At 67.3% G+C, this 16,142-nt stretch carries 13 protein-coding genes; 8 read left to right on the forward strand and 5 right to left on the reverse strand.

The annotated features are described in order from the left end of the window. The first annotated feature begins 13 nt into the window (after nt 1–13). Nucleotides 14–523, forward strand: a complete 510-nt coding sequence (gene tssJ / locus J8I33_RS21060; protein WP_176015801.1) for a type VI secretion system lipoprotein TssJ — start codon at nt 14–16, stop codon at nt 521–523. A gap of 120 nt (nt 524–643) precedes the next feature. On the opposite strand, the gene J8I33_RS21065 is transcribed toward tssJ, so the two are convergent. Beyond that, nucleotides 644–1,522: a MurR/RpiR family transcriptional regulator gene (locus J8I33_RS21065; RefSeq protein ID WP_209924847.1), complete on the reverse strand. Its 879-nt coding sequence runs from the start codon at nt 1,520–1,522 to the stop codon at nt 644–646. Nucleotides 1,523–1,889: 367 nt separating this feature from the next. Between J8I33_RS21065 and ggt the strand changes: the two genes are divergently transcribed. Next, complete coding sequence (gene ggt / locus J8I33_RS21070; RefSeq protein WP_050012003.1) at nt 1,890–3,641, forward strand: gamma-glutamyltransferase; 1,752 nt, start codon at nt 1,890–1,892, stop codon at nt 3,639–3,641. Nucleotides 3,642–3,794: 153 nt separating this feature from the next. Further along, nucleotides 3,795–5,123 (forward strand): dicarboxylate/amino acid:cation symporter, encoded by a 1,329-nt coding sequence (locus J8I33_RS21075; RefSeq protein WP_209924849.1) that lies wholly within the window; start codon nt 3,795–3,797, stop codon nt 5,121–5,123. A 3-nt stretch (nt 5,124–5,126) separates the two neighbouring features. Here J8I33_RS21075 and J8I33_RS21080 read toward each other — a convergent pair whose 3' ends face one another. Together J8I33_RS21080 and J8I33_RS21085 are read right to left on the reverse strand one after the other, a co-directional pair. Next, the gene (locus J8I33_RS21080; protein WP_209939016.1) at nt 5,127–5,516 is read right to left on the reverse strand and encodes a DUF3331 domain-containing protein; all 390 of its coding nucleotides are present in this window, start codon (nt 5,514–5,516) and stop codon (nt 5,127–5,129) included. A 44-nt stretch (nt 5,517–5,560) separates the two neighbouring features. Continuing rightward, entirely contained in the window at nt 5,561–6,853 is a 1,293-nt protein-coding gene (locus tag J8I33_RS21085; protein ID WP_209939017.1) for an NAD(P)/FAD-dependent oxidoreductase, read from the reverse strand. A gap of 145 nt (nt 6,854–6,998) precedes the next feature. On the opposite strand from J8I33_RS21085, the gene J8I33_RS21090 reads away from it, so the two are divergent. Further along, entirely contained in the window at nt 6,999–7,658 is a 660-nt protein-coding gene (locus tag J8I33_RS21090) for a TetR family transcriptional regulator (protein ID WP_209939018.1), read from the forward strand. Nucleotides 7,659–7,682: 24 nt separating this feature from the next. On the opposite strand, the gene J8I33_RS21095 is transcribed toward J8I33_RS21090, so the two are convergent. Then, entirely contained in the window at nt 7,683–8,594 is a 912-nt protein-coding gene (locus tag J8I33_RS21095; RefSeq protein ID WP_124555943.1) for a LysR family transcriptional regulator, read from the reverse strand. Between the two features lie 108 nt (nt 8,595–8,702). Here J8I33_RS21095 and J8I33_RS21100 point away from each other — a divergent pair, with 108 nt between their 5' ends. Continuing rightward, complete coding sequence (locus J8I33_RS21100; RefSeq protein WP_089489505.1) at nt 8,703–9,464, forward strand: SDR family NAD(P)-dependent oxidoreductase; 762 nt, start codon at nt 8,703–8,705, stop codon at nt 9,462–9,464. A 24-nt stretch (nt 9,465–9,488) separates the two neighbouring features. Here the strand turns inward: J8I33_RS21100 and soxR are convergent, their stop codons facing one another. Further along, entirely contained in the window at nt 9,489–9,968 is a 480-nt protein-coding gene (soxR, locus tag J8I33_RS21105; RefSeq protein WP_050011996.1) for a redox-sensitive transcriptional activator SoxR, read from the reverse strand. A gap of 79 nt (nt 9,969–10,047) precedes the next feature. Here soxR and J8I33_RS21110 point away from each other — a divergent pair, with 79 nt between their 5' ends. The 3 genes from J8I33_RS21110 to J8I33_RS21120 are packed head-to-tail and all read left to right on the forward strand — an operon-like array spanning nt 10,048 to nt 15,945. Beyond that, on the forward strand, nt 10,048–11,250 hold the full coding sequence (locus J8I33_RS21110) for an efflux RND transporter periplasmic adaptor subunit (protein ID WP_209939019.1): 1,203 nt from the start codon (nt 10,048–10,050) through the stop codon (nt 11,248–11,250). A gap of 13 nt (nt 11,251–11,263) precedes the next feature. Next, nucleotides 11,264–14,437, forward strand: coding sequence for a multidrug efflux RND transporter permease subunit (locus J8I33_RS21115; protein ID WP_209939020.1), 3,174 nt, complete (start codon nt 11,264–11,266; stop codon nt 14,435–14,437). Further along, on the forward strand, nt 14,434–15,945 hold the full coding sequence (locus tag J8I33_RS21120; RefSeq protein WP_209939021.1) for an efflux transporter outer membrane subunit: 1,512 nt from the start codon (nt 14,434–14,436) through the stop codon (nt 15,943–15,945). Before J8I33_RS21115 ends, J8I33_RS21120 begins: the two co-directional genes overlap by 4 nt. Nucleotides 15,946–16,142 lie beyond the last annotated feature (197 nt).

The raw sequence follows: 16,142 nt of genomic DNA on the forward strand, positions 1-16,142 counted from the left end.
GCGAGCACATCCGATGATGCGAAGCATTCGATTGGCGGCTGCTATTGCGATGACGGCCGCGTTGCTGTCTGGCTGCGGTATGTGGCAATCGACGAAAGAGACGATCGGCGGCATGACACGCGCGATTTTCGTCACGAAGGTCAAGCAGATGAACCTCGTGATCGAAAGCCGTGCCGCACTCAACGAGAACGAGCAGGGACAATCGCTACCGGTCGTGATGCGCGTCTATCAGTTGAAGGATGCGAAGGTCTTCGAAAACACAGCTTACGTTTCGCTGCTCAATGACGACAGTGCGTTACTGAAGGCCGAGCTGCTCGACAGCATGGAGATCACGCTCGTGCCTGATGCCTCGATGGCTCTGTCTGTGCCAATGGCAGCCGACGCGCAAGCTGTGGGCGTGGCGGGGTTCTTCCGCGATGGGCGCGGTGCCGAGTGGCAACTGGTGATTCCGAAGTCGCAGTGGAAGAAGACGGATCCCGTCAAGTTGGTCGTGACCGGCAATCGGATGGAACTGGTGCCCTGAACGAGGGAACGCGACGGGGGCTGGCATGGCGCGTTACATGTGGGGTTTGCCGTTTGGGATTCGAATTGCACACGCCGCGAGGCCGAGCGCTGACGCCCGCGCCTGAATGGCAATACGCCATCACTCCGGCAAATCCCGCTGACTTACATCCCACTCGATCCCGCCCGCATTGAGCAGCTCGATCTTCTCCATCCGCTGCCGCGCCAGCTCCGGCAGCCGGTTCGTCACGCCGATCACCAGCGCTTCGGCGAGCGCCAGCGCCGGCACGTTGGTCTGCAGCATCGCGAAAGGGCGGCCCTGGATTCGCAGCACGATCTCCGCGAACTCGCCGATCGGCGAGCGCCATTCGTCGGTGATCAGCAGGATCCGCGCGCCGAGCCGGTGCGCGGCCTGCGCGAAGCGGATGCTGTCCTTCTGGTAGCGACGAAAGTCGAAGATCACGAGCACGTCGTTGCGCCCCATGTCGGCCAGCGCGACGGACGCGAGATTCACGTTCGGCTCGACGGACTGCACATGCGGCCGCGCATAGGCGAGCGTGAACGAGAACAGCGATGCGAGCGGCGCCGTATAGCGCCCGCCGCCGCAGAACACGCGCACGTCCGGATCGGCCAGCACCGCCACGGCTGCGTCGAACGCGGCCGCGTCGAGCCCTTCGATCGTGGTCGCGAGCGATTCGGACAGCCGCTGGAAAATCGCCGCATGGCTGTCGCGCATGCCCGTTTCCGAATGAAACGCATCCATCCGCGCGAGCGGCGAATTCATCGCGGTGTCGATCTCGTCGTGCAGCGCCTGCTGGAACGACGAATAGTTCGGGAAGCCGATCCGGACGACGAAGCGGAACACGGTCGGGTCGCTGACTTCTGCCTGCTTCGCAAACTGCGCGATCGGGCCCAGCCCGAGACTGGGATAGCGATCCAGCAACGCGTGCGCGACCTTCTGTTCCGACGGCGTGAAGCTATCCATCTGGGATAACAACAACGCCCTGATGCTCGTCCCCATCGGCACTCCGGCTCTCTATCTGAATGGATTGACCAAACGGCAAGCGGGCGCCTGCCGGCAACTGCACGCATGTTAGCCGATTGACGTGCGGCAACTCGCGTGTGGCCCGAAATTAGAGGGACGCATCGCCCGGTCATCGAATAGGTTCATATGTGTAATAAATCAAACATACATCGGTGCGTATGGCGACGTCCATTCGCGATGAATTCAGTGGTTACCCTAGTTTTTGGAGCAAAAAAGTGAGTGTTATGATCGCGGCCTCGCTGAAATGTATCGTTTATTACACGTCGGATGGGCAGTGTCGATACGCAGTAATGGACCGATGCATCCCGGCATGGCCCGGTTTATTCGTCTGGAGGATCCCGTCATGAGGCGGCTGGTAATACTCACCCTGTTGTCGGCGATGAGCGTGTGCGCGTTCGCCGCGTCGGACCCGGCGGTCGAAGCGAAGAACGGCATGGTCGTGTCGTCGCAGCACTTCGCGTCGCAGATCGGCGTCGACATCCTGAAGGCAGGCGGCAACGCGGTGGACGCGGCAGTGGCCGTCGGCTATGCGCAGGCCGTGACCAACGCGTGCTGCGGCAACATCGGCGGCGGCGGTTTCATGACGATCCACCTGGCCGACGGCCGCGACCGCTTCATCAATTTCCGCGAGACCGCGCCGGCCGCGGCGTCCGCGAACATGTATCTGGATGCGTCGGGTAACGTGATTCCGGAGCAGAGCCTGTACGGCTATCGCGCGGTCGGCGTGCCGGGCACCGTGGCCGGCCTCGATCTCGCGCAGCGCAAGTACGGGAAGCTGACGCGCAAGCAGGTGATGGCGCCGGCGATCCGGCTCGCGCGCGACGGCTTCGTGCTGACGCGCGGCGATACGGACATCCTCGATACGACGGTCGAGCGCTTCAAGAAGGATCCGGAAGCCGCGCGCATCTTCCTGCGCCCGGACGGCACCGCGTTGCAGCCGGGCGATCGCCTGGTGCAGAAGGACCTGGCCCGCACGCTCGAGCGCATCGCGGAGCAGGGGCCCGACGCGTTCTATCACGGCGAGATCCCGAAGATCGTGGAGGCAGCGGCCAAGCGCGGCGGCGGCGTGATCACGGCGGCCGATTTCGCGTCCTATCGCGCGCAGGACATGTCGCCGCTGACGTGCACGTATCGCGGCTACGAGTTCGTGTCGGCGCCGCCGCCGAGCTCGGGCGGCGTGACGATGTGCGAGACGCTGAACATCCTCGAAGGGTATGACCTGCGCAAGCTCGGCTACCACTCGGCCGCGGCGGTCCACTACATGACCGAAGCGATGCGCCATGCGTACGAAGACCGCAACACGCTGCTCGGCGATCCGGACTTCATCGACAACCCGATCGCGAAGCTCACGAGCAAGGAATACGCGGCGCAGATCCGCAAGAGCATCCATGCCGATACGGCGACGCCGTCGGTCGACGTGCAGCCCGGCGTCGGCGTGCACGAGAAGCCGGAAACGACGCATTACTCGATCGTCGACCACGACGGCAACGCGGTGTCGACGACCTATACGGTCAACGGCCGCTTCGGCGCCGTGGTCATCGCGCCGGGCACGGGTTTCTTCCTGAACGACGAGATGGACGATTTCACCGTGAAGGTCGGCGCGCAGAACCTGTTCGGCCTCGTGCAGGGCACGCGCAACTCGATCGCGCCCGGCAAGCGTCCGCTGTCGTCGATGGCGCCGACGATCGTGAAGAAGGACGGCAAGGTGTTCATGGTGGTCGGTTCGCCGGGCGGCTCGCGCATCATCACGATCACGCTGCAGACCGTGCTGAACGTGATCGACTACGGGATGACGCCGCAGGATGCGGTCGCCGCGCCGCGCATCCATCACCAGTGGCTGCCCGATGCGGTCTATTACGAAACCTACGGCCTGTCGCCCGACACGCTCGCGATCCTGCGCAACATGGGCTACAAGATGGTCGAGCAGACGCCGTGGGGCGCCGCCGAGCTGATCATGGTCGGCCTGCCGGGCACCGAAGCGGCGAGCCGCCAGAGCTCCGGGAACGATTCGTCCGTGTCCGGCAACGTGCGGGTCGGCTTCATCTACGGCTACAACGACCCGCGCCGTCCGGCGGGCGCCGCGATCGGCTACTGACCGATCGTTTCATGCCGAATCGCTGCCGCCGGCGTTCGCGTTGCCGCGAATGCCGGTGCGCGGCGGCGGCGCGTCCGTCGGCGGACATCCGCCAGCCTGAGCGGCCCGCGCGCCTTTTTCCGTCAACTCGATCGCCATGCGGCGAATTCCCTCATGAACAAACGAATGTCTGCGGCAGGCTGGATCCTGCTCGCGATGGCAGCCGGCATCCTGATCGGCTACCTGATCTATACGCAGCTTCCGGACAAGCAGTCGGCCGCGGAAATCGCCGGCTACATCTCGCTCGTGTCCGACGTGTTCCTGCGGCTCATCAAGATGGTGATCGGCCCGCTGGTGTTCTCGACGCTGGTCGTCGGCATTGCGCACATGGGCGACGCGTCGTCGGTCGGGCGCGTGTTCGTGAAGGCGCTCGGCTGGTTCGTCACCGCGTCGCTGATCTCGCTGCTGCTCGGCCTGCTGATGGCGAACCTGCTGCGGCCCGGCGAGAACCTCGGCCTGCCGCTGCCGGACATCGGCGCGTCCGCGCATCTGGCGACGTCCAAGTTCACGCTGAAGGATTTCGTCGGCCACATGGTGCCGAAATCGATCGCCGAGGCGATGGCGAACAACGAGATCCTGCAGATCGTCGTGTTCTCGATGTTCTTCGGCGTCGCGCTGGCCGCACTCGGCGAGCGCGGCAAGATCCTCGTCGCCGCGATCGACCAGCTCGCGCACGTGATGCTGAAGATCACCGGCTACGTGATGAAGCTCGCGCCGCTGGCGGTGATGGCCGCGATGGCGTCGACCGTCGCGGTCAACGGGTTGTCGATCCTGCTGAAGTTCGCGGTGTTCATGGGCGACTTCTACGTGAGCCTCGTGCTGCTGTGGGCCACGCTCGTCGCGGCCGGGCTGCTGTTCCTCGGCCGCCGCGTGTTCAAGCTGCTCCTGCTGATCAAGGAAGCATTCATGCTGTCGTTCGCGACCGCCAGCTCGGAAGCCGCATATCCGAAGATCCTCGACGCGCTCGACCGTTTTGGCGTGCGCCGCAAGATCTCCAGCTTCGTGATGCCGATGGGCTATTCGTTCAACCTCGACGGCTCGATGATGTACTGCACGTTCGCGTCGCTGTTCATCGCGCAGGCGTACAACATCCACCTGTCGCTCGGTACGCAGATCACGATGCTGCTGATCCTGATGCTGACGTCGAAGGGGATGGCCGGCGTGCCGCGCGCGTCGCTCGTCGTGATCGCCGCGACGCTGCACCAGTTCGACATCCCGGAAGCCGGACTGCTGCTGATTCTCGGCGTCGACACGTTCCTCGACATGGGCCGCTCGGCCACGAACGCGGTAGGCAACTCGATCGCCAGCGCGGTGGTCGCGAAGTGGGAAGGCGAGCTGATGTCGGAGTCCGAAGCGAACGCGCATGCCGCGCATCTCGATGCCGAACTCGAACGGCAGAACCGCGCTCCGGCCTATGGCGCCGGTCAGACCACGTCGACCTGATGCTCAACCCGCCAACGCGTCGTCGATGCACGCCGCGAGCACCATCGCGGCGGCGTTGCCGGGCGTCGAGCCGAGCAGTTGCGGCGCATAGACGCTGTCGCCGATCGCGATCGGTCGCCCCGACAGCGCGCACACGCCGCGCTTGCGCGTCGTGAACAGGCGCCACTTCTGGTAGCCGTAGTGTCCGGTGCAGGCGTCGCACCACGAAATCATCACGGTGTCGGCCGTGGGCCGTTCGAGCACGCTGATGGTCGGCTTGCTCGTCGCGTCCCACGACGGCAGCCGGTCGCGCGTGACGCTGCGCCGCCGCGGCTCGCCCCACGAGACGGACGGCATGTCGAAGCTGCCGATTGCGGCGACGGTCATGAGCCAGGGCATTGCACGGTTGTTCATGTTTCTGTTCCTCGAAACGTTACGCGGTGCCGCGACGCGCGGCATCACGACAGGCGGATGCGCGGCTGCACCCAGCCGTTGATCCGTTCGGCGATCCACAGCAAGGTCGCCTTGGAGAAGCCGTGCAGCGCCTGCTGGTGCCGCCGATAGAGCATCAGGTGGCTGAACTGCGCGAAACGCCCCTGGATGAAGCCACCGCGGAAGAACCCGAACTGCCCGAGCGTGCCGAACGCGTCGTAATCGCTGATCGACACCAGCGCGCCGAAATCGTGGAACGCGAACGGCGGAATCGGCGTGCCGTCGAGCCACGCGGGCAGGTGCTTCGCGAGATGCTCGGCCTGTTGCGTCGCGACCTGCGCGGTCGGCGGCAGCGGCCGTTCCTGGCCCTCGAGCTGCAGGCTCGCGCAATCGCCGATCGCGAACACGTGTTCGTCGCCGCTCGCCTGCAGCGTCGGGCCGACGACGATCTGGTTCGCGCGGTTCGTGTCGAGCCCGCCCAGCCCCTGCATGAAATCGGGCGCCTTCACGCCGGCCGCCCAGACCATCAGGTCCGCTTCGGCGAACGAGCCGTCGCCGTAGTGAAAGCCGTTCGCGTCGGCCGACGTGACGCGCGTCGACGTCAGCACGCGAAAACCGATCTGTTCGAGCCGCCGCTGGGCCGACGCGGAAATCCGCGGCGGAAACGCGTTGAGGATGCGCGGGCCGCTTTCGAGCAGCGTGAGCTGCAGCCGCTCGCGCACCGTTTCGTCACCGTACGCCTGCGCCACTTCCAGCAAACGGCTGAGTTCTGCCGCGAGTTCGACGCCCGTTGCGCCCGCGCCGACGATCGCGACGCGAAACGGCTCGTCGCGCGCGATGCTGCGGAACACGCGCATCCGCAACGCTTCGTTGAAGGTCTCCGCCTGCTGCTGGCTGTCGATGAAGTAGCAGTGCTCGCGCACGCCGGGCACGCCGAAATCGTTGGCCTGGCTGCCGAGCGCGAGGATCAGCACGTCGTAGTCGAGTTCGCGTGCGTCGATCGCCACGTCGCCGTCCTGCGAGCGGATTTCGCCGAGCTGCACGCGGCGGCGCGCGCGATCGAGCCCCTTCAGTTCGCCGGGCTGGTACGTGTAGCCGTGGTCGCGGGCGTGGGCGAGAAAGATCACCTGTTGTTGCTGGACGTCGCGCGTGCCGGCCGCGATCGTGTGCAGCATCGGCTTCCAGATATGCGTCGGACTGCGGTCGACGACGGTGATCTGCGCGCGTCCGGACCGGCCGAGACGCTCGCCCAGACGCGTGGCGAGCTGCAGTCCGGCGATTCCGCCGCCGACGATGACGATGCGTGTAGGGGTTGTCATGGATAAATCATCATGTGATGAATAAGGTATGATCCTAGCGCTTCCCGGCTCCGCGTGTCAACGAAGCGGGGCAGGCCGCCCGATTGCGGGCCGGGAAACCGGCGCCGGATACGGGCATTCGAATCGTTCAAGGAGCAGGAAAAACGTGGCAGAAGTCACTGAGCGCGCGCCGTCGAAGCGGCGGACGCGCGGCCGGCCGTCGGCGGATGCATCCGTCGGTCCGGACGTGATATTGCGGGCCGCGCGCCGCACGTTCGCGAAGCGCGGCTACGACGCGACGAGCGTGCGCGAAGTCGCGCGCGAGTTAGGGATCGACGCGGCGCTGATCGCCCATCACTTCGGTGCGAAGGAAACGTTGTGGCTGGCGGTCGTCGAGCAGATCGTCGAGCTGGCCGAACCGATGTTCGACGCGCTGCGCGCGTTGCGCACGTCGCCGCTGCCGCAGCGCGAGCGCGTGCGGCGCGCGCTCGAGCTGTGCGTCGATCACGAATTCGCCGAGCCGGATATCGGCATGTTCTTCTCGACCGCGGCGACCGAGGAGGGCGCGCGGCTCGATCGGCTGCAGGAGCGGATCGTGCGCCCGTATCACGACGCGATGTTTCCGCTGATCGCGGACGCGGTCGAGGCCGGCGCGATCCGTCCGGTCGATCCGAACGTGCTGTTCTTCATGATCGCGAGCGCGATCGGCACGACGGTGTCGTACAGCCACATGATGCTGGAGTACACGTCGCTGCCGACGCGGCAGGAGGCGTTCCGCGAGGCCGTGCTCGGCGTCGTGTTCAACTTCCTCGGCGACCGGGACTGAGCGCCGCGCGCGCGATGCGCGCGGTCACGTCGCCGCAACCAGGCCCAGTTCGTGCACCGCGTTTCGCGCGGTGTCGCGCAGCGCATCGACGAGCGGCGACGGCGTACGGTACGCGAGCGCCACTTCGTACGCGAGCGGGCTGCCCGCATCCTTCAGTTCGCAGAACGTAATGCCTTGCGGATGCATTGGCACGAACAGGCGCGGCATCAGCGCGACGCCGATGCCGCCGGCGACGAGCCCGGCCGTCGTCTGCATCTGGCGCGGCTGCTGGACCACGCGCGGCGCGAAGCCCGCCTGCGCGCACGCCGTCACGATCAGCGCGTGCATGCCGGGCCCGTGGTGCGCGGCAAACATGACCCACGGTTCATCCGCCAGCTCGGCCAGCGCGATGCGGCGGCGGCGTGCGAGCCGATGCCCGTCCGGCAGCGCGGCCACCATCCGGTCGCGCAGCAGCGGCTCGACATGCACGTCGCCGGCGTCGGCCACCGGCAGCACGACGAGGCCGACGTCGGTGCGGTCCTGACGCAGCGCAAGCACCTGCTCGGCGGTCGTGCCTTCTTCCAGCTGGAAATCGACGTCGGGATGCCGTTCCTGGAACGCGCGCAGGATCAGCGGCAACAGCGCGTTCACCGTGCTGTCGACGAAACGCAGCCGCAGCGTGCCGCCGAGGCCGGCGCCCGCCCGGCGGGCCACGGCCACCGCGCGCTCGGCCTGTTCGAGTGCGCGCCGTGCTTCGAGCAGGAACGCTTCGCCGGCCGGCGTGAGCCGCGCGCCGCGATTGTCGCGTTCGAGCAAGGCGACGCCCAGTTCGTCCTCGAGCTTGCGGATCGCCGCGCTGAGCGGCGGTTGAGCCATGTGCAGCCGTTCGGCCGCGCGGCGGAAGCTGAGCGTTTCGGCCACTGCGATGAATTGCCGGAACTGGCGCAGATCGATCATGCGATACCTTCCATGTATCAGTAGATCATCGAATTCGTATTTTACCTATCACTCCGAGCTGCCCAGAATGTCCCTGTCGTCAATCGTCGATACTCAGGAGGACAGATCATGACGGGCAATGAACAGCAACGCACGGCAATCGTCACGGGCGGGTCGAGCGGGATCGGTTTCGCGATCGCGAGCCGGCTGGTGCAGGACGGGTATCGCGTCGCGATCGTCGGGCGCGATGCGGCGAGGCTGGAGGCCGCCGTCGAGCGTCTCGGCGGCGCAGCGATCGGGCAGGCCGGCGATCTGAGCGTCCGGCGCGACGCGCAAGCGGTGGTCGCCGCGATCGTCGCGCGATGGCCGCGCATCGACGTGCTGGTCAACAATGCGGGGCGCACCGGGCGCGTCGGCGCGGATACCGAAGCAGGGGAGGCCGAGGCCGTATGGGATGCGGTGCTCCATGCGAACCTGAAAAGCCTGTTCCTGACGACGATGGCCGTGCTGCCGCACCTGGCCGACCGTGCCGCGCGAATCGTCAACATCGGCTCGATCGCGGCGCGCGCCGGCAGCCTGTTGCCGGGCGGCCTCGCGTATGCGGCCGCGAAGGCCGGCGTCGAAGGCTTCACCGTCGCGCTGGCGCGCGAACTCGGGCCGCGCGGAGCGACGGTCAATACGGTCGCGCCCGGCTATATCGCCGGCACGCGCTTGTTCGGCGACAGCGGGGTCGCGCCGGCCGTCGCGGCGATGATCCGCGCGCAGACGCCGGCCGGCCGCGCCGGGCAGCCGGACGACGTCGCCGATGCGGTCGCGTGGCTCGCCGGGCCGCGCGCATCGTTCGTCACGGGCGCGACGATCGCGGTGAACGGCGGCTGGCGCGTCGGATGATGCATGGCGCGCGCGGCCTGCGTGTCATTCGGAATCGATTGGCGGCTTGTCGCCGAGCCAGCGCCGCGCGCCGGGCCCGTTGCGGCCCGCGCGGTCTTCCGGGTTGGTCAGCTTGCAGCGTTTCAGGGACAGGCAGCCGCAGCCGATGCATTCGTCGAGGTTGATGTAGAGCCGCTGGAGTTCCTCGATGCGGCTCGCGACGCGCTGCTTCCACCCGCGCGACAGCCGCTGCCAGTCCTTGTTGCTCGGCGCGGTGTCCTCGGGCAGGCTGACGAGCTGCTCGGCGATCTCGTCGAGCGAATAGCCGATCTTCTGCGCGAACACGATGAATGCGATCAGCCGCAGCACTGCGCGCGAATAGTGGCGATGGCTCGAGCCGTTGCGGTGCGACTTGATCAACCCGCGCATCTCGTAGAAACGCAGCGTCGACGCCGGCACGCCGCTGCGCGCGGCCACTTCGCGGATCGACATCAGCGGCCATTGCGGGGTTTCCTGGATACCCATGACACCCTCCGGGAAAGCTTGACTTGAAGTTAACTTCAACTTTTATGCTACGCGGCAGTTTAACCCGTCGCGAGGCATCATGCTCTCCTTTTCCCTACGCAGGACGCCGCCTTTGGGCGCCGCCTGCGCCCTGTTGCTGGCGTTGTCGGGTTGTCACGACGGCAAAGGTACATCGTCGGCCCAGCCCCTTCCCGAAGTTGGCGTTGCTACCGTCGCGCCGCGTACCGTCCGCCTCGCGGACGAATTCAACGGACGCGTCGAAGCGGTCGACGCGGTCGAGCTGCGGCCGCGCGTGAGCGGCTATCTGCAGCGTGTCGCGTACAAGGAGGGCGACGTGGTCGCGCAGGGTGCGCTGCTGTTCGAGATCGATCCGCGCCCGTACCGCATCGCGCTCGACCGTGCGAATGCGCAGCAGCAGCGCGCCCGCGCGGCCGCGAGCCTCGCGAACGTGCAGCTCAAGCGCGTGCAGACGCTAATCGATGCGCATGCGACGTCGCAGGAAGAACTCGACAATGCGCGCGCCACCGCCGAGCAGGCGCGCGCCGATCTGCAGGCGGCCGATGCGGCCGTGGCCGACGCGAAGCTCAATCTCGGCTTCACCGAAGTGCGCGCGCCGATCGCGGGCCGCGTCGGCCGCGCGGTCGCGACCGTCGGCAACCTCGCGCGCGCGGACGACACGCTGCTGACGACCGTCGTGTCGCAGGATCCGGTCTACGTGTATTTCGATTGCGACGAGCAGAGCTACCTGCGCTACAACGCGCGGCGCGCCGATCCGGCGCATCGCGCGATCGGCGCCGATCCGGTGCGCGTCGGACTCGCGAACGAGACGGGCTTCCCGCATGCGGGCACCGTCGATTTCCTCGACAACCGGCTCGATCCGCAGACCGGCACGATTCGCGCCCGCGTGCGGCTGCCGAATGCGGACCATACGTTTACGCCGGGCCTGTATGCGCGCGTGCAGCTCGTCAGCGGCCGCGACCAGGATGCATTGCTGGTCGACGACAAGGCCGTGCTGACCGACCAGGATCGCAAGTACGTGTACGTGCTCGGCCCCGGCGACAAGGCGCTGCGCCGCGACGTGGCGATCGGCCGCGAACTCGACGGCGAGCGGATCGTCGAGAAGGGGTTGCAGGCGGGCGATCGCGTGGTGGTCGACGGCGTGCAGCGCATCTACTATCCGGGCGCGCAGGTGAAGCCGAAGGCGCTGCCCGTGCGGGCGGCGGCGGACTCCGGCGCCGGTACGCAGGCCGTGGCCGATGCCGGCACGCCTGCCTCGCGATAACGGGAGCCACGTGATGGATTTCTCCCGATTCTTCATCGACCGGCCGATCTTCGCGGTCGTGCTGTCGATCGTCATCTTCGCGCTCGGCCTGATCTCGATTCCGATGCTGCCGGCCGGCGAATATCCGGAGGTCGTGCCGCCGAGCGTCGTCGTGCGCGCGACGTATCCGGGCGCGAACCCGAAGGAAATCGCCGAATCGGTCGCCGAACCGCTTGAAGAGGCGATCAACGGCGTCGAAGGCATCATGTACATGAAGTCGGTCGCCGGTTCGGACGGCAGCCTGCAGGTCGTCGTCACGTTCCTGCAGGGTGTCGATCCCGATACGGCCGCCGTGCGCGTGCAGAACCGCGTGAGCCAGGCGCTGTCGCGCCTGCCCGACGAGGTGCGCCAGTACGGCGTGACCACGCAGAAGCAGTCGCCCACGCCGCTGATGTACGTGAGTCTCTACTCGCCGGACAACAGCCGCGATTCGCTGTATCTGCGCAATTACCTGACGCTGCACGTGAAGGACGAGTTGTCGCGCCTGACCGGCATCGGCGACGTCGGCGTGTACGGCTCCGGCGACTACGCGATGCGGCTGTGGCTCGACCCGAATCGACTTGCGTCGCGCGGGCTCACCGCGAGCGACGTGATCGCGGCCGTGCGCGAGCAGAACGTGCAGGTGTCGGCCGGCCAGCTGGGCGCGGAGCCGTCGCCGAAGAAGAACGACTTCCTCGTGTCGATCAACGTGCGCGGCCGGCTGCGCACGGTGCAGGAATTCAGCGACATCGTGCTGCGCAACGGCGACGACGGCCAGGTCGTGAAGCTGTCCGACGTCGCGCGCATCGAGCTCGGCGCGGGCGACTACACGCTTCGCTCGTATTTCAACGACAGGCATTCGGCCGTGGTCGGCATCTTCCTGTCGCCGGGCGCGAACGCGCTCGACGTCGCGAAAGCCGTGTATGCGAAGCTCGACGAGCTGTCGAAGCGCTTCCCGCCGGGCGTCGCGTATCGGCCCGTGTGGGACCCGACCGTGTTCGTGCGCGAATCGATCCGCGCGGTGCAGCACACGCTGATCGAGGCCGTCGTGCTGGTCGTGCTCGTCGTGATCCTGTTCCTGCAGACGTGGCGCGCGTCGATCATTCCGCTCGTCGCGGTGCCGGTGTCGGTGGTCGGCACGTTCGCATGGCTGTACCTGCTCGGCTACTCGATCAACACGTTGACGCTGTTCGGGCTCGTGCTCGCGATCGGGATCGTCGTCGACGATGCGATCGTTGTCGTCGAAAACGTCGAGCGCAACATCGCACGGGGCCTGAGCCCGCGCGATGCCGCGCATCAGGCGATGCGCGAGGTGTCGGGGCCGATCGTCGCGATCGCGCTCGTGCTGTGCGCGGTGTTCGTGCCGATGGCGTTCATGTCGGGCGTCACCGGCCAGTTCTACAAGCAGTTCGCGGTGACGATCGCGATCTCGACGGTGATCTCCGCGATCAACTCGCTGACGCTGTCGCCCGCGCTTGCCGCGAAGCTGCTGCGTCCGCACGGCGCGCCGAAGGATGCATTGACGCGCGCGCTCGATCGCGCGTTCGGCTGGCTGTTCCATCCATTCAACCGTTTCTTCGAGCGCAGCTCCGATCGCTATCACGGCGTCGTCGGTCGCACGCTGAAGCGGCGCGGCGTGGTGTTCGCGGTCTATGCGGTGCTGCTCGCGGCGACCGCGCTATTGTTCAATGCGGTGCCCGGCGGTTTCATCCCGGTGCAGGACAAGCTGTACCTGTTCGCGGGCGCGAAGTTGCCGGAAGGCGCGTCGCTCGCGCGCACCAGTGCGGTGACCGAGCAAATGACGAAGATCGCGCTCGGCACCGACGGCGTCGAGATGGTGCCGGCGTTCGCGGGGCTGAATGCGCTGCAGGGCGTGAACACGCCGAACATCACGAACTCGTACGTGATCCTGAAGCCGTTCGACCAGCGTCATCGCAGCGCCGCGCAGATCAACGCGGATCTGAACGCGCGCTTCGCGGCGATCGATGGCGGCATCACCTATGCGCTGATGCCGCCGCCGATCCAGGGTCTCGGCAATGGTTCGGGCTACTCGCTGTATCTGGAGGATCGCGGCGGCCTCGGCTACGGCGAATTGCAGAAGGCGCTCAGCGCGTTCCAGGCCGCGGTCGCGAAGACGCCGGGAATGAGCTATCCCGTCAGCTCGTACCAGGCGAACATCCCGCAGCTCGAGGTGAAGGTCGACCGGCTGAAGGCGAAGGCGCAGGGCGTTGCGCTGACCGATCTGTTCAATACATTGCAGGTGTATCTCGGCTCGATGTACGTGAACGACTTCAACGTGTTCGGCCGCGTGTATCGCGTGATGGCGCAAGCGGATGCCGGCCACCGGCAGACGGCCGCCGACATCGCGAACCTGCGCACGCGCAACGCGAAGGGCGAGATGGTGCCGATCGGCTCGATGGTGACGGTCGGGCCCGCGTACGGACCCGACCCGGTCGTCCGCTACAACGGCTATCCGGCCGCCGACCTGATCGGCGACGCCGATCCGAAGACGATGTCGTCGTCGCAGGCGATCGCGAAGCTGCAGCAGATCGCGAAGGACGTGCTGCCGCCGGGCATCACGCTCGAATGGACCGACCTCAGCTATCAGCAGGTCACGCAGAGCAACGCGGCGATCGTAGTGTTCCCGCTTGCCGTGATGCTGGTGTTTCTGGTGCTCGCGTCGCTGTACGAGAGTTGGACGCTGCCGCTCGCGGTGATCCTGATCGTGCCCGTGTGCATGTGCGCGGCGCTGTTCGGCGTGTGGCTGTCCGGCGGCGACAACAACGTGTTCGTGCAGGTCGGACTCGTTGTGCTGATGGGGTTGGCGTGCAAGAACGCGATCCTGATCGTCGAATTCGCGCGCGAGCTCGAGATCCAGGGCAAGGGCGCGGTCGAAGCGGCGCTCGAAGCGTGCAAGCTGCGGCTGCGTCCGATCGTGATGACGTCCGTCGCGTTCATCGCGGGCTCGGTGCCGCTGCTGATCGGCAGCGGCGCGGGCAGCGAGGTGCGGGCGGCCACCGGCGTCACCGTGTTCGCCGGGATGCTGGGCGTCACGCTGTTCGGGCTGTTCCTGACACCCGTGTTCTACGTGGCGATCCGCAAGCTCGCGGGCGGCACGCCGGCCGTCTGGAGCGAACAGCACGGCACCCTCGAAGGAGAAAACCGATGAGCGCCGCTTTCCGTCTTTCCGCGCTCGCGATGTCGGTGACGCTGGCCGCCTGCGCGGTGGGCCCCGATTTCAAACGGCCTGAAACGGCCACCGCCGCGCGGTTCGTGCGCGATGCTCACCCGGCGACGCAGCGCGACGCGGCGCCGGCCGATGCACAGCCCGGTATACAGCCCGATGCATCGGCGGCGGCCGATGCCACGTTCTGGCACGGCTTCGGCGACCCGGCGCTCACGCAGTTGATCGATGCGGCGCTCGCGGCGAACCAGGACTTGCAGGTCGCCGTATCGCGCTACGACGCGTCTAACGCGTTGCTGTCACAGGCGACGTTCGACCGCTATCCGACGCTCACCGCGAGCGGTCAGATCGGCCATCGGCTGACGAGCAAGGACCAGGCGTTCGGCGCGCCGCGCAGCCAGCGCGATACGCCGACGTCGAGCGTCGGCATCAATGCCGCGTGGGAACTCGACCTGTTCGGCCGCGTGCGCCGCTCGATCGAGTCGCAGCGCGCGGAGACGGCGGCCAGCGCGGCCGACGTGCGTGCGGTGCGCGTCGCGATCGCGGGCGAGGTCGCGAGCACGTATGTCGACCTGCGCGGCTCGCAGGAGCGGTTGCGGATCGCCCGCGAGAACGCCGACAACCAGAAGCAGACGCTCGCGCTGATCAATGCGCGCGTCGGCGCGGGACGCGGCTCGGAGCTCGATGCGGCGCGAGCACGCGCGCAGTACGAATCGACGACATCGCGGATCGCCGTGTACGAAGCCGCGATCGGCGTCGACGAGCATCGGCTCGCGGTGCTGACCGGGCGGACGCCGGATGCGTTGATCGGCCGGTTCGACTGGCCGAAGACGGCCGCGCCGGTGCCGTTGCCGGCGCTTGCCGTCGACATCGATCCCGGCACGCCGGGCGACCTGCTGCGCCGCCGTCCCGATGTCGCGGCCGCCGAGGCGCGGCTGCATGCGGCGACCGCGCGCGTCGGCGTAGCGACCGCCGACCTGTTTCCGCGCTTCACGCTGTCCGGGCTGCTCGGCAGCGCGACGAGCAGCTACGGGTTCTTTCGCGCGGGCAGCGACACGAACCTGATCGCGCTCGGCATCGACTGGTCGTTCCTCGACGTCGGCCGCGTGCGTGCGCGGATCGCCGCGAGCGACGCGGAAGCGGCCGGCCAGCTTGCGCAGTACCGGCAGACCGTGCTCGGCGCGCTCGAGGAAGCCGAGAACGCGTTGCTGCGTGTTGCCCGAACGCGTGACGAGACCGCGCACCTCGTGCGCGCGGCCGACGACAGCGCGCGTGCCGCACAGCTCGCGCAGGCTCGCTTCTCCGCCGGCGCAATCGACTACTACGAAGTGCTCGACGCGCAGCGGACGCTGCTGCAGGCGCAGGATGCGGCGGCCGACGGGCGGATGCGCAGCGCGGCGTCGACGGTCGCGCTGTACAAGGCGCTCGCGGGCGGCTGGCCGGCGGGCACGGGCCAGGGCCCACAAGGCCCGCTCGCTCGGTCGGGGAAGTAACGCGAGCAGTGCGGCGCGGCGGTCGTGGCGCCGCGTCGCGCGACGAAACGCTTGCCTTGCCGATCGGTGGGCAACGCCTAGCAGGCTGTTGAAAAGCGCCCCGTTTTGATGGCCGGGGCACTGATTAAATGGATTTCGTATGCGATTAGCCGTCGAGGTGCCGATAGATCGTCGTGGCTGCCCCGCTGGCGAGCGGG

Origin of the sequence: Burkholderia sp. AcTa6-5, assembly GCF_017815075.1 — a bacterium.
Lineage (GTDB): Bacteria > Pseudomonadota > Gammaproteobacteria > Burkholderiales > Burkholderiaceae > Burkholderia > Burkholderia sola.

Bases quoted from the DNA above. Each gene is read 5' to 3' on its own strand.
- J8I33_RS21115 (WP_209939020.1), top strand. From the start codon at position 11,264: ATGGATTTCTCCCGATTCTTCATCGACCGGCCGATCTTCGCGGTCGTG.
- J8I33_RS21065 (WP_209924847.1), bottom strand. From the start codon at position 1,522: ATGGGGACGAGCATCAGGGCGTTGTTGTTATCCCAGATGGATAGCTTC.
- J8I33_RS21095 (WP_124555943.1), bottom strand. From the start codon at position 8,594: ATGATCGATCTGCGCCAGTTCCGGCAATTCATCGCAGTGGCCGAAACG.
- J8I33_RS21110 (WP_209939019.1), top strand. From the start codon at position 10,048: ATGCTCTCCTTTTCCCTACGCAGGACGCCGCCTTTGGGCGCCGCCTGC.
- J8I33_RS21085 (WP_209939017.1), bottom strand. From the start codon at position 6,853: ATGACAACCCCTACACGCATCGTCATCGTCGGCGGCGGAATCGCCGGA.
- J8I33_RS21075 (WP_209924849.1), top strand. From the start codon at position 3,795: ATGAACAAACGAATGTCTGCGGCAGGCTGGATCCTGCTCGCGATGGCA.
- ggt (WP_050012003.1), top strand. From the start codon at position 1,890: ATGAGGCGGCTGGTAATACTCACCCTGTTGTCGGCGATGAGCGTGTGC.
- soxR (WP_050011996.1), bottom strand. From the start codon at position 9,968: ATGGGTATCCAGGAAACCCCGCAATGGCCGCTGATGTCGATCCGCGAA.
- J8I33_RS21100 (WP_089489505.1), top strand. From the start codon at position 8,703: ATGACGGGCAATGAACAGCAACGCACGGCAATCGTCACGGGCGGGTCG.
- J8I33_RS21120 (WP_209939021.1), top strand. From the start codon at position 14,434: ATGAGCGCCGCTTTCCGTCTTTCCGCGCTCGCGATGTCGGTGACGCTG.
- tssJ (WP_176015801.1), top strand. From the start codon at position 14: ATGATGCGAAGCATTCGATTGGCGGCTGCTATTGCGATGACGGCCGCG.
- J8I33_RS21080 (WP_209939016.1), bottom strand. From the start codon at position 5,516: ATGAACAACCGTGCAATGCCCTGGCTCATGACCGTCGCCGCAATCGGC.